The sequence below is a fragment of the Limnohabitans sp. TS-CS-82 genome, from assembly GCF_002943475.1.
On the sequence record NZ_PTQX01000003.1, the window covers coordinates 426633 to 439261 of the forward strand.

A 12629-nucleotide genomic window follows, 5' to 3' on the forward strand; every position below is an offset into this window, starting at 1 on the left:
CGCCGCCCCTATTTGTGCTTATCGGACTCGCGCGCGACACAGCTTCACGCACATGGGCTGTGAAACTGTCACCATTTGCAACAACGAATGTCACAAGACGACCGCTGACTGTGTCAATCAGGACAACTTTGGACATCTGTGATGCTGATCAATCTGGCGCGAAAATTGCGGGTGTGAAAACATATCTTTCAACTTCAAAACTCCTTTTATGAAAAACAGTCCTTTGCGACCCTCTCAGTTTCGAAACTTTCTGCTGGCAACGGCCATGTCCATGTCGGGCATGTTTGCATGGGCACACGGAGATGTCACGCCGCAGTCTGTCGATACCAAAACTTTGCCTCAATTGGGTAGCAAATGGTTGCCCAGCAATCCTTACAGTACGGGCCCTGCATTCCAAGAGGCATTGCGGATTGGTACTTCCGCCTACAACCAAAACTGTGCACGTTGTCATGGCCTAGAGGCCATCTCAGGCGGCATTGCTCCCGACTTGCGCAAGCTTGATGCGGATTGCACCGGTATGGCCGATGCACAAAAGAAAAGTGCATGTTTTGCCGAGATGGACGATTACTACCTCGCCACGGTGCGTCGCGGTCGCACGCGCGATGGTCGCGTTTACATGCCGCCCTTTGAAGCCACATTGAGCCAAGAAGCCATGTGGTCAATTCGCACTTACTTGGAAACACGGCGCGAGAAATAAACCACCCAGCGAGTCCAAGCTGTTCTTGGGCTCACTACAACTCAATCAATTGGACTCGTTATGAACAAACCCTTGCAGCCCCGCCCAGAGGCCTCAAGCTTTTCGCGACGCCTCTGGCTGACAGCAACAGCTGCGGCTTGCCTAGGCAGCGCTCTGTCTGTGGGTACGGCGCAGGCACAGGAGCTGTTTGATCTCGAAAAGGTTCGTGCCAGCGGCATCCTCAAGGTGGCTTTGTACAAAGACAACGCACCCTATTCGGACGGCAAAGGCCAAGACATGGAAGGTGTGGATGTGGCCTTGGCGCATGCATTGGCTACCGAGATGGGCTTGAAGTTGAGTTTGTTGCCTTTTGATGCCGGTGAAAAAATGAACGACGACTTGCGCAACATGGTTTGGCGAGGTCACTACTTGGGTTACGGTCCCGCCGACGTCATGCTGCATGTGCCGGTGGACAAGTTTTTGATGGTCGAAAACCGTCAGGCTCTTATATTTGCCCCTTACGCACGTGAAGTGCTGGTGATTTTCCATGCGTTGGATCGCCTGCCTCATTTGCAATCGGGCAATGATCTGCAGAATTTACCGTTGGCTGCGGAACAAGGCAGCGGTGCAGCTAGCACATTGATCGGTTTTGGTGGAGGACGTTTACGTTCACAAGTGCGCATGTTTCCAACCGGCTTGTTGGCCGCAGACGCTGTGGTGCGTGGCGAGGCCGCGGCTGCGTATGTGAGCCGTGCCCAAGCTGAAACTGCGTTGAAAGCTGCTGGTCGGCCTGCTGCTGGGTTTGGGTTGACGCAACTGACGTTGCCAGGCTTGGTCGACAATGGTTGGCCGATAGGCATGGCTGTCAAGTCTGGCAACAGGCAGCTGGCAGAAGCGCTAGAAAGTACGTTGCAAAAGCTGCGAGCCGATGGGCGTCTCTTGGCGATGTACCGTGAACGCGGGCTGACTTTGGTGGCTCCTTGAGTGTGCATAAAGACGCTGGCATTCATCATTCAAAAAAGGCCCTTCGGGGCCTTTTTTGCGGGCCTGAGTAATCTGCAGTTTTGTAGATTTACGGCGTCATGACTTATGCAAATGTTTGCCGTACCACGATGGCGCACTGTGACAACCCTTGGGTTGAAACTTGTTGCAATCAGGGTGAAATTTGCTTCAGACTGGTGCAGTTGTGGGTGTTGTTGCGCTTTATTGTGTTGGCATATTTGCTGCGGAAATGAAGTACGTCTCGCAAGACGTTCAACATTTATAGGAGATCTTCATGATTTACGCAGCACCCGGCGCCGCAGGCGCCAAAGTTCAATACAAAGCCCGCTATGACAACTTCATTGGTGGCAAATTCGTGGCCCCGGTCAAAGGCCAGTACTTTGACGTGATCACACCCATCAGCGGCAAGGTCTACACCCAAGCCGCCCGCTCTGACGCCGCCGACATCGAGCTGGCGCTGGACGCCGCGCACGCTGCCGCAGACGCTTGGGGCAAGACCGACGCGGCCACCCGCGCCAACATGTTGCTCAAAATTGCAGACCGCATCGAAGCCAACCTTGAGCTGCTGGCATATGCCGAAACCGTGGACAACGGCAAAGCCATCCGCGAAACTTTGAACGCTGACATTCCCCTGACCGTCGACCATTTCCGTTACTTTGCCGGTTGCCTGCGTGCCCAAGAAGGCGCGTTGTCCAACATCGACGAAAACACCGTGGCTTACCACTTCCAGGAACCCCTGGGTGTGGTCGGTCAGATCATTCCGTGGAACTTCCCCATCCTGATGGCCGCCTGGAAACTGGCCCCCGCCATTGGCGCTGGCAACTGCGTGGTCTTGAAGCCCGCTGAATCCACCCCCATCAGCATCTTGATTCTGGCCGAGCTGATCGCCGACATCTTGCCCCCTGGCGTGCTCAACATCGTGAACGGCTTTGGCCGCGAAGCCGGCATGCCACTGGCCACCAGCAAGCGCATCGCCAAAATCGCCTTCACGGGCTCCACCTCGACAGGCCGCGTGATCGCCCAAGCCGCCGCCAACAACCTGATCCCCGCCACCTTGGAGCTGGGCGGCAAGTCGCCCAACATCTTCTTTGCCGACATCATGGACAAGGACGACGGCTTCCTGGACAAAGCCATCGAAGGCTTGGTGTTGTTTGCCTTCAACCAAGGCGAGGTCTGCACCTGCCCATCGCGTGCGCTGATCCAAGAAAGCATCTATGACAAGTTCATGGAGCGTGTCTTGAAGCGCGTCGCCGCCATCAAGCACCAGAACCCGCTGGACACCGATAGCATGATGGGCGCACAAGCCTCCAAAGAGCAGCTGACCAAGATCCTGTCTTACCTGGACTTGGGCAAGCAAGAAGGCGCTGAAGTGCTGGCCGGTGGCAACCAAGCCCACCTGGGCGGCGACCTTGAAGGCGGCTACTATGTGCAGCCCACCTTGTTCAAGGGCCACAACAAAATGCGCATCTTCCAAGAAGAAATCTTTGGCCCCGTGTTGGCCGTGACCACCTTCAAGGACGAAGCCGAAGCCCTGGAAATCGCCAACGACACTTTGTATGGTTTGGGCGCTGGTGTGTGGAGCCGAAACGGCAACGTGGCCTACCGCATGGGCCGCGCCATCAAGGCCGGTCGTGTGTGGACCAACTGCTACCACGCCTACCCAGCACACGCTGCGTTTGGTGGCTACAAAGAGTCCGGCATTGGCCGCGAAACCCACAAGGTCATGCTCGACCACTACCAGCAAACCAAGAACCTCTTGGTCAGCTACAGCGAGAGCAAGCTGGGCTTCTTCTAAATTTATAAACCGAAGGACATGAATTTCGCGTGGCGATAACTCGCCACGCGCTTTTAGTACAGGAGTGCATGATGGTTGAAAAAGTCGTAGCAACGCCAGCGGCTCTGGAGCTGGTGGAATTCTTAAAAAAGAAGCATGGGACTTTGATGTTTCATCAGTCTGGTGGGTGTTGTGACAACAGCGCTGCAAATTGTTATTTACCCGGTGAACTGACGATTGGCGCAGGTGATGTATTTCTGGGCCGAATCGGGGATTGCGAATTTTTTATAGGTAAAAGTCAATACCAATATTGGAAACACACGCAGCTGATCATTGACGTGATTGAAGGTACAGGCGGAACGTTTTCGCTAGAAGGTCCTGAGGGCAAAGCTTTTCACACCCGTTCACGTGTGTTTACACAAGCTGAGTTGGATGAGTTGGCTGTGCAAGATTCCCAAGGCGACTGATGCTCGAGATCTGAAATGTGCTCAAAGGTCATTAGGCAATAGGTGCTTTTTACGATAGATGGTGTTGCGCGAGACCCCCAACATCTTGGCTGCCGCGGATACATTGCCTTTGCAGGTGCGCAAGGCTTGCGCAATGGCATCTATGGCGACGTTTTCCAGATTCAAAGTTTGTGGGTCGTATAGATCTGCCGGTGAGGCCTCAGCTTGCGAAACTTCAGGCATTGCGTGGCGTACAACTTGAGGGGAGGGGGCTGAATTGATTTGCTGGACGTCAGACAAAAAGTCGTCGGGCAGGTGGTGAATCTGAATGTCACCCTCGCACTCTGCCATAACGACGGCAGTACGAAGCAGGTTAAAGAGTTGGCGAAAGTTGCCTGGCCACTTGTAGCGACGAAATAGCTGCATCACATCGTGTGAAACACCAACGCGTTTTTCTGCGCTGCACACGTTACCTAAAATTTTCTGTGTCACCACATCCAAGTCTGTGCGGTCACGCAAAGCAGGAAGCTGGACCACCAAGCCATTGAGGCGGTAATACAAGTCTTCTCTGAAGGTGCCATTGGCAATCATGTCCTTCAGGTTTTTGTTGGTTGCGCAGATGATGGTGATGTCGACTTCGACCTCTCGCCCCGACCCCAGCGGGTTCACTTTGCGCTCTTGCAGTACGCGCAGCAGCCGCGCTTGCAGGTGCAGAGGCATGTCACCAATCTCATCTAAGAACAAGGTGCCTTCATTGGCAAACAAAATCTTGCCAGTTGATCCCTTGCGCTTAGCGCCTGTGAATGCCCCCTCTTCGTAACCGAAAAGTTCTGACTCAATCAGGCTTTCTGGAATAGAAGCACAGTTGAGGGAGACAAAATTTTTAGCACCACGTTTGGAGTCGTTGTGAATGGCTTGCGCTAGCAAATCTTTGCCTGTGCCCGTTTCGCCCAAGATCATGATCGGAATGTCGCGATCTTGAATGATGCGTAACTTTTTCACCACAGCTGACACTTGAGGGTCCCCAGTGTCTAAGTAGCGAAGGCTTGAAAGTGGGATTTTTTCATCCTTGCGTTTTTTATAGACCGGTGGGGTTGAGTTTGCTTCGGCAGACATGCGTGACAAATGGTTCGTCGCGCTGTTAAATTTGAGATCGCTTTTGCAGCAGACGCTGACGCCGTCGTGAAGACACAAATTGAAAGACTGCCCGTTGGCTGACCGTGCTTTGTCAAAGAACTGGGAAATACCAGTGCCGAACAGCGACGAAAACGTGTGTGCGCGCAAAGCATTGATGGACATGCCAAATTGAAACTGTGCACTGCGGTTTGCTGACAAAAACCGTCCATCAGTGGTAAATACAGCAATGCCTTCAACGATCGTGCCGATGAACTCAGGTCGCGCGTGAAAATGAATCCGCACCTCGGTGGGGAACACATCGGCAAACATGTGGTTTTCTATCATTTGCGCAGACATGCGAGTCAGCGCCATGGTGTGTTGGTGGTAGCTGCGATAGTCCCCGGTGACATCAAGTGCGCCGATGACATCGCCGTGAGGGTCAAGAATAGGTGTGCAAGAGCAGGTGAGGAAATGGTTGAAATGTAAAAAATGCTGGTTGCCGTGCACCACCAATGCTTGGCCTTCACTCAAAGCTGTGCCAATGGCGTTGGTTCCTTTGCTTTTTTCTGACCAGTCCACGCCGGGTGCCAAGGCCACTTGCGCTGCTTTTTCTAAAAAATCAGTGTCGCCCAACGAGTGAAGGATGGTGCCTGAACGCGTGGTCAGCAGAACCATGCTCTGCGTATTGACGATCTGCTCGTACAGCGTTTCCATCACGGGGGCTGCATGCTGGAACAGAAAATGGTTCTCTTCTAAGAGTGCAGTGAGGTTTGTACGTGAAGTTCCGCTGAAGTCTGGGGCGTCAACGTTGTCAAGTCCATACGCTCTTGATCGCTCTCGGGATGATGCAATGATGGCCTCATGTTCGGGGCTGTTGTAGGTCGCACCTTGAGCGTAGGCACTGATAACACTACGAGGCGAAGTTTGCCGTGAATTCATGGTTTGACAATCCCTTGCGTGTGGTGGCACGTCTCGTTCAATTGATAAATATTTTCAGCCTATAAAACCTCACAGTTAGACAGTTGTTACCCTAGGATGTGATAAAAAAGTGTTTCAAATTGCAACAAACATTGCTGACGCTCATTCAAGTTGTGGCAAGTTGGCCAGTTTCTTATTTCCGCATTCAAAGATACTTTCCGCATGAAAATTCACGCAACCACACTGCGAGCAGCCATCGTTGATCTGGACGGCACGATGGTCGACACCTTAGGCGACTTTGAGGTCGCGCTCAATCGCACGCTCGCAGACTTGGATCTGCCGCCCGTCACCCGTGCGTTGGTTTCGCGTACCGTCGGCAAGGGTTCCGAGCATTTGATCCGCTCCGTGCTGACGCATCAATTGGCCTTGCCCGAAGTTCAGTCGTCGGGGCGCATGTGCGCAAGCCGCACGGTGGATGATTTGTATGAGTTGGCTTGGCTGCGATACCAGCACCACTATTTGGCGATCAATGGTGAGTTTGCGCAGGTGTACCCCTGTGTGGCCGAGGGCTTGCAGCAATTGCGCAGTGCGGGTTTGGCGCTTGCATGTCTGACGAACAAACCTTTGTCGTTTGCCCAGCCCTTGTTAAAAGCGAAAGGCCTCGATCGGTATTTTTCGCATGTCTTTGGGGGTGACAGCTTTGCCCGCAAAAAGCCAGATCCGCTGCCTTTGCTACGTACCTGCGACATATTAGGCACCGAGCCAGCGCGCACGTTGATGGTGGGCGACTCCAGCAACGACGCCCAAGCTGCACGGGCCGCGGGTTGCCCCGTGGTGCTGGTTCGCTATGGCTATAACCACGGCGAACCCGTCGATGGGGTGGATGCCGACGCGCATGTCGACGTGTTGACCCAAATTCTGGGTGCGTTGAGCTTGTCGTGCTGAGCCTTTGTTAAACTGATCTTCATGTTCATTCATCGCAGCACTGTCACAGGTTGTCACGACCGGGGAGCTTGGCCCTGGCGTACGCCGTTGTTCAAGCTCGTCTAACGCACGCGACTGAAGCCGTGCTCCGCGCTGATGCATGGCCTTTGCCTCAGCACCTGTCCGAATGAACGCCCCATCTACACGGGGCAGAGCTGTGGAGGCTCACCATGACCGAAATCGAATTCAAAACATTGGCCCAACAAGGCTACAACCGCATTCCGTTGGTGGCGCAAGCATTTGCCGACCTCGAAACCCCTTTGTCGCTTTATTTGAAGCTGGCGCATGTCCAAGATCACGGCAAACACAGCTTTTTGCTGGAATCCGTGGTGGGCGGTGAGCGCTTTGGGCGTTACAGCTTCATTGGTTTACCCGCACGCACCTTGTTGCGCGCCAGCGGTTTTGGCGAAGCAGCGAAGACCGAGGTGGTGACCGATGGCGTCGTGGTCGAGACCGTTGCGGGTAATCCGCTGGACTTTGTGGCGGCCTATCAAAAGCGTTTCAAGGTGGCTTTGCTAGACGGCATGCCCCGTTTTTGCGGTGGCTTGGCGGGCTACTTTGGCTACGACACCGTGCGTCACATCGAAAAGAAGCTGGTGCATTCTTGTCCCCCTGATGACTTGGGCATGCCAGATATTTTGTTGCTGCAAACCGAAGAGTTGGCCGTGATTGACAACCTGTCAGGCAAGCTCTCGCTCATCGTGTACGCCGACCCTGCGCAGCCCGATGCTTACCCACAAGCGCAAGCGCGTTTGGCTGAGCTCAAACAGCGTTTGAAAGCGCCTGCGCAAGCGCCCTCGATCGCGCCCTGCGCCAGCCACCCCGCAGAGCGAAGCTTTGCCAAAGACGATTATTTGGCCGCTGTGTTGCGCGCCAAAGATTTGATTGCGGCGGGTGACTTCATGCAGGTGCAAGTGGGCCAGCGTATTCATAAGAAGTTCATAGCCAGCCCGCTGTCCTTGTACCGTGCGCTGCGTTCGCTCAACCCTAGCCCGTACATGTATTACTACAACCTCGGTGATGCCCATGTGGTGGGGGCCTCGCCCGAGATTTTGGTACGCCAAGAGTCCACACCCGAAGGCCAAAAAGTCACCATCCGTCCGCTGGCCGGCACGCGCCCACGCGGTGCAACCCCCGAGGCGGACAAGGCGGCTGAAGTTGAGTTGATCAACGACCCCAAAGAGCGTGCCGAGCACGTCATGTTGATCGATTTGGCCCGCAACGACATTGGTCGCATTGCCAAGATTGGCAGCGTCAAAGTGACCGAGGCGTTTGTGGTGGAGCGTTACAGCCATGTGATGCACATCGTGAGTAACGTGGAAGGTTTGTTGCTCGATGGCGCAGATGGCCAGCCGCTCACCAGCATGGATGTGCTCAAAGCCACCTTCCCTGCGGGCACGCTGACCGGCGCCCCCAAAGTGCATGCCATGGAGTTGATTGACCAACTTGAACCCACCAAGCGCGGTTTGTATGGCGGCGCTTGCGGTTACCTGAGCTTTGCGGGTGACATGGACGTGGCGATTGCCATTCGTACCGGCATCATCAAAAACGACACCTTGTATGTGCAAGCTGCGGCAGGTGTCGTGGCCGATTCTGTGCCTGAGTTGGAGTGGAAAGAGACCGAGCACAAAGCGCGTGCGTTGTTGCGTGCCAGTGAGTTGGTGGAAGAAGGTTTGGAGTAAACATCATGAAAAAAATCAAACTCTTGATGGTTGATAACTACGACAGCTTTACCTTCAACATCGTTCAATATTTTGGTGAGTTGGGTGCTGAGGTTGAGGTGTTTCGCAACGACGAAATCACGCTGGAAGGCATTGCTGCGCGCAAGCCCGATCGCCTGGTGATTTCTCCTGGACCTTGCTCACCCGCTGAGGCCGGTATTTCGGTCGCGGCTATTCAACACTTTGCAGGCAAGTTGCCAATTTTGGGCGTCTGTTTGGGGCATCAAAGCATTGGCGCGGCGTTTGGCGGAAAGATCATTCGGGCACAAGCGTTGATGCACGGCAAGACCAGCGTCATCACCACCACGCAAGAGGGCGTGTTTGCTGGCTTGCCTGAGAAATTCACGGTGAATCGTTACCACTCCTTGGCGATCGAGGGCGCATCGTGCCCGGCATGTTTGAAGGTCACGGCGTGGACCGATGACGGCGAAATCATGGGTGTACGGCATACCGAACTTGACATTCAAGGGGTGCAGTTTCATCCCGAGTCCATTCTCACGGAGCACGGTCACGCCATGCTCAAGAGCTTTTTGTAAAGGCGCGACATGACAGCCATCCATGCAATTACCCCGCAAGAAGCGCTGCAACGCGTGATTGAGCATCGTGAGATTTTTCACGACGAAATGCTGCACATCATGCGGCTCATCATGGCGGGCGAAATGTCGCCCGTGTTGATGTCTGCGTTCATCACCGCGTTGCGCGTGAAGAAGGAAACGATTGGCGAAATTACCGCTGCCGCACAAGTGATGCGGGAGTTTTCGACCAAGGTGGAGGTCGCCGATCGTCGCCACTTGGTGGACATCGTGGGCACGGGTGGCGATGGCTCGCACACGTTCAATATTTCAACGTGCTCGATGTTTGTGGCGGCGGCGGCGGGTGCCAAGGTCAGCAAACATGGCAGTCGCAGCGTGAGCAGCAAAAGTGGCAGCGCGGATGTGTTGGAGAGTTTGGGGGTCAACATCAACCTTGCGCCTGCGCAAATTGCGCAGTGCATTGCACAGGTGGGCATCGGCTTCATGTTTGCGCCCAACCATCACCCTGCGATGAAAAATGTGGCACCTGTTCGCAAAGAGCTGGGTGTGCGCACCATCTTCAACATTTTGGGTCCACTCACCAACCCCGCTGGGGCGCCCCATATTTTGATGGGTGTTTTTCACCCCGATTTGGTGGGCATTCAAGTGCGCGCTTTGCAACGTTTGGGTGCAGCGCATGCATTGGTCGTCTATGGCCGTGACGGGTTGGATGAGGTGTCGTTGGGCGCATCCACGATGGTGGGTGAGTTGAAGGATGGCGAGGTGCGTGAGTACGAAATCCATCCGGAAGACTTCGGCTTCTCCATGGTCAGCAACCGCGCTTTACGTGTGGAAACGCCCGAGCAATCGCGCACGATGTTGTTGGGCGTGCTGGATAACCAGCCTGGCCCAGCGCGTGACATCGTGGTGCTCAACGCAGGATTGGCTTTGTATGCTGCCAATGTGGTGCAGAGCATGGAGGTCGGTATTGCGCGCGCCCGTGAGGTTTTGTCTTCTGGTGCGGCCAAAGCCAAGTTGGATCAATTGGTCACCGCGGCCCATGCCCTGTCTGTCTAAGCTCTGAACGATGTGGCATAACCCAGAGGCTTGGATTGCCATCGGTGTCTCTGTCGGCTTTGTGGTGGTCGGCGTGGTGATGCACCGCGTGTTTGTGAATGTTTTAAAGAATGAGTCGCCCGAAAGCGAAAAGAAAGCCAAGCATGAGTGACATCTTGAAGAAAATTGTCGAAGTCAAACACCAAGAGGTGGCTGCAGCGCTCAAGCGCAAATCATTGCAAGCCATGCGCGCTGACGCTGAGAGTCGTGTGCTGACCCGTGACTTTGTGGGCGCCTTGCGCGCCAAGATCGCAGCGGGTTTGCCTGCGGTGATCGCCGAAATCAAAAAAGCCAGCCCGTCTAAAGGCGTGATTCGCGAAGACTTTATTCCTGCGGACATTGCGCAAAGCTATGCCGAACACGGCGCGGCTTGTTTGTCGGTGTTGACAGATAAAGACTTTTTCCAAGGCAGTGTGGATTATTTGAAGCAAGCGCGAGCATCATGCGATTTGCCCGTGTTGCGCAAAGACTTCATGGTTGACCCTTACCAAGTCTACGAAGCACGCGTGATGGGGGCGGATTGCATTTTGTTGATTGCAGCCTGTTTGGACGATGCTCAGATGGCTGAGTTTGAAGCGATTGCGCGCAGTTTGGATATGGCTGTTTTGGTCGAGGTGCACGATGCGCCTGAATTGCAGCGTGCGTTGAAGTTGAAAACACCGCTGATCGGGATCAACAACCGAAATCTGCGGACGTTTGAGGTTTCGTTGGACACCACGCTCGGCATGCTGGCGGATGTACCTGCTGACCGCTTGTTGGTGACGGAGAGCGGCATCGTGCAACGCAGTGACGTGCAAGCCATGCGCGACGCGAATGTGCATGCATTTTTGGTGGGAGAGGCGTTCATGCGTGCGCCTGATCCAGGTGTGGCGTTGGCACAGTTGTTCGCCGCCTGAGTGGGCGATGGCTGGGAATGACCCGCGATTTGTTTGGTGACGCGTTGGAGGGTGGCGCGGCGTTCAGTGTGGGGCCGCATCTCAAGGCTTGGTCGCCCGAGTCTTGGCCTGTACATGATGACTGGCGCCCGACGCTAGAGGCGTTTTGGCGCAGTTCAGAAGGTCAGTCATTGGCTGCTTTTGTCAAAGCGCGTTTGGCTGCTGGCGCCATCGTGTACCCCGAACATCCACTTTGGGCTTTGTTGCTGACGCCGCTAGCCAGTGTGCGTGTGGTGATTCTTGGGCAAGACCCGTATCACGGCCCTTATCAAGCGCAGGGTTTGTCGTTTTCAGTGGCGCCTGGTGTGAAAGTGCCGCCTTCGCTCCGCAATATTTTCAAAGAGTTACAAAGAGATGTGGGATTGCAGCCGCCTCAAAGTGGTTCGCTCGAAGCGTGGGCTAAGCGCGGGGTGCTGTTGCTCAATACGTGCTTGACGGTTGAGCAGGGCCAACCAGCCAGCCATGCCAAACGCGGTTGGGAGTCTTTGACGGATGCCTTGCTTGCTCAAGTGGCGCGCACGTCGCCAGCTTGTGTTTACATGCTGTGGGGTGCGCATGCACAAGCGAAGGCGCCCATGATTGAGATGCAAACGCGCCAAGTTGCCTCGGCGGCTGTCGGGGGGGCGCAGGCGTCGGTGCGTGATGCCTTGGTATTACTTGCCAATCATCCCTCGCCCTTGTCTGCTTTGCGTCCGCCACAGCCTTTTGTTGGTTGTGGGCATTTTTCAAAAGCTGCGGCTTGGTTGGCGCAGCATCGTCAACCCATGTCTTGGGCGTTATGAGCGAAATTTATTCAAAATCGGGTCCGAGCCTCTAAACTCTGCTATAGTCTGAGGTTCGCCGGAGGGGTGCCCGAGTGGCTAAAGGGGGCAGACTGTAAATCTGTTGGCTTACGCCTACACTGGTTCGAATCCAGTCCCCTCCACCAGCGAAAACAACAAGCGTTGCCTAGGTGATCCTGCAGCTGCTAAAGCCGGTTTCTGGCTAGATGCGGGAGTAGTTCAATGGTAGAACCCTAGCCTTCCAAGCTAATGACGCGGGTTCGATTCCCGTCTCCCGCTCCAATTGTTGTTTTTGTTGGTTTGATTGGCGGTCAGAGTTTTTGCCCTTGTGGCTCAGTGGTAGAGCACTCCCTTGGTAAGGGAGAGGTCGCGGGTCCGATTCCCGCCAAGGGCACCAAATTTTTGTGATTGACTTATTTTTTTTCGGAGTCGAAAAATGGCAAAAGGAAAATTTGAACGTACCAAGCCGCACGTGAACGTCGGCACGATTGGCCACGTTGACCACGGCAAAACAACCTTGACTGCAGCGATCACCACGATCCTGTCGGCCAAGTTTGGCGGCGAAGCGAAGGCTTACGACCAAATTGACGCGGCTCCCGAAGAAAAAGCACGCGGTATCACGATCAACACTGCCCACGTTGAGTACG

At 54.7% G+C, this 12629-nt stretch carries 13 protein-coding genes and 3 tRNA genes; 15 read left to right on the forward strand and 1 reads right to left on the reverse strand.

Annotated elements, in window-relative coordinates:
• Window positions 1–265: 265 nt before the first annotated feature.
• The 4 genes from pedF to C5F52_RS09795 all read left to right on the forward strand — a co-directional run bounded on the left by pedF (window position 266) and on the right by C5F52_RS09795 (window position 3919).
• Window positions 266–697: a cytochrome c-550 PedF gene (pedF, locus tag C5F52_RS09780; protein WP_104798196.1), complete on the forward strand. Its 432-nt coding sequence runs from the start codon at window positions 266–268 to the stop codon at window positions 695–697.
• 60 nt (window positions 698–757) lie between these two features.
• Window positions 758–1660, forward strand: a complete 903-nt coding sequence (locus C5F52_RS09785; protein ID WP_104798151.1) for an ABC transporter substrate-binding protein — start codon at window positions 758–760, stop codon at window positions 1658–1660.
• Between the two features lie 292 nt (window positions 1661–1952).
• On the forward strand, window positions 1953–3473 hold the full coding sequence (gene adh / locus C5F52_RS09790; protein WP_104798152.1) for an aldehyde dehydrogenase: 1521 nt from the start codon (window positions 1953–1955) through the stop codon (window positions 3471–3473).
• Between the two features lie 71 nt (window positions 3474–3544).
• The gene (locus tag C5F52_RS09795; RefSeq protein WP_104798197.1) at window positions 3545–3919 is read left to right on the forward strand and encodes a DUF779 domain-containing protein; all 375 of its coding nucleotides are present in this window, start codon (window positions 3545–3547) and stop codon (window positions 3917–3919) included.
• Window positions 3920–3940: 21 nt separating this feature from the next.
• Here the strand turns inward: C5F52_RS09795 and C5F52_RS09800 are convergent, their stop codons facing one another.
• Window positions 3941–5953: a sigma-54-dependent Fis family transcriptional regulator gene (locus C5F52_RS09800; protein ID WP_104798153.1), complete on the reverse strand. Its 2013-nt coding sequence runs from the start codon at window positions 5951–5953 to the stop codon at window positions 3941–3943.
• Window positions 5954–6154: 201 nt separating this feature from the next.
• Here C5F52_RS09800 and gph point away from each other — a divergent pair, with 201 nt between their 5' ends.
• The 11 genes from gph to C5F52_RS09850 form a co-directional block, all read left to right on the forward strand.
• Window positions 6155–6877 (forward strand): phosphoglycolate phosphatase, encoded by a 723-nt coding sequence (gene gph, locus C5F52_RS09805; protein WP_104798154.1) that lies wholly within the window; start codon window positions 6155–6157, stop codon window positions 6875–6877.
• Between the two features lie 209 nt (window positions 6878–7086).
• Window positions 7087–8598: an anthranilate synthase component I gene (trpE, locus tag C5F52_RS09810; RefSeq protein WP_104798155.1), complete on the forward strand. Its 1512-nt coding sequence runs from the start codon at window positions 7087–7089 to the stop codon at window positions 8596–8598.
• A gap of 5 nt (window positions 8599–8603) precedes the next feature.
• On the forward strand, window positions 8604–9173 hold the full coding sequence (locus C5F52_RS09815; protein WP_104798156.1) for an aminodeoxychorismate/anthranilate synthase component II: 570 nt from the start codon (window positions 8604–8606) through the stop codon (window positions 9171–9173).
• A gap of 9 nt (window positions 9174–9182) precedes the next feature.
• A complete protein-coding gene (gene trpD / locus C5F52_RS09820; RefSeq protein WP_104798157.1) occupies window positions 9183–10226 on the forward strand; it encodes an anthranilate phosphoribosyltransferase in 1044 nt (347 codons plus the stop codon).
• Between the two features lie 10 nt (window positions 10227–10236).
• Complete coding sequence (locus C5F52_RS30035) at window positions 10237–10377, forward strand: hypothetical protein (protein WP_201746993.1); 141 nt, start codon at window positions 10237–10239, stop codon at window positions 10375–10377.
• Window positions 10370–11161 carry an indole-3-glycerol phosphate synthase TrpC gene (gene trpC, locus C5F52_RS09825; RefSeq protein ID WP_104798158.1) on the forward strand — a complete coding sequence of 264 codons (792 nt, stop codon included), beginning with the start codon at window positions 10370–10372 and terminating at the stop codon, window positions 11159–11161. The genes C5F52_RS30035 and trpC overlap by 8 nt, the downstream gene beginning before the upstream one ends.
• Before the next feature lie 17 nt (window positions 11162–11178).
• On the forward strand, window positions 11179–11982 hold the full coding sequence (locus C5F52_RS09830; RefSeq protein ID WP_104798159.1) for a uracil-DNA glycosylase: 804 nt from the start codon (window positions 11179–11181) through the stop codon (window positions 11980–11982).
• A gap of 60 nt (window positions 11983–12042) precedes the next feature.
• A tRNA-Tyr gene (locus C5F52_RS09835) sits at window positions 12043–12128 on the forward strand.
• Between the two features lie 62 nt (window positions 12129–12190).
• Window positions 12191–12264: transfer RNA gene (locus C5F52_RS09840), tRNA-Gly, on the forward strand.
• A gap of 40 nt (window positions 12265–12304) precedes the next feature.
• A tRNA-Thr gene (locus C5F52_RS09845) sits at window positions 12305–12379 on the forward strand.
• Between the two features lie 39 nt (window positions 12380–12418).
• Window positions 12419–12629 (forward strand): GTP-binding protein (locus C5F52_RS09850; RefSeq protein ID WP_236657804.1); only part of this gene is annotated, 211 nt, incomplete at its 3' end.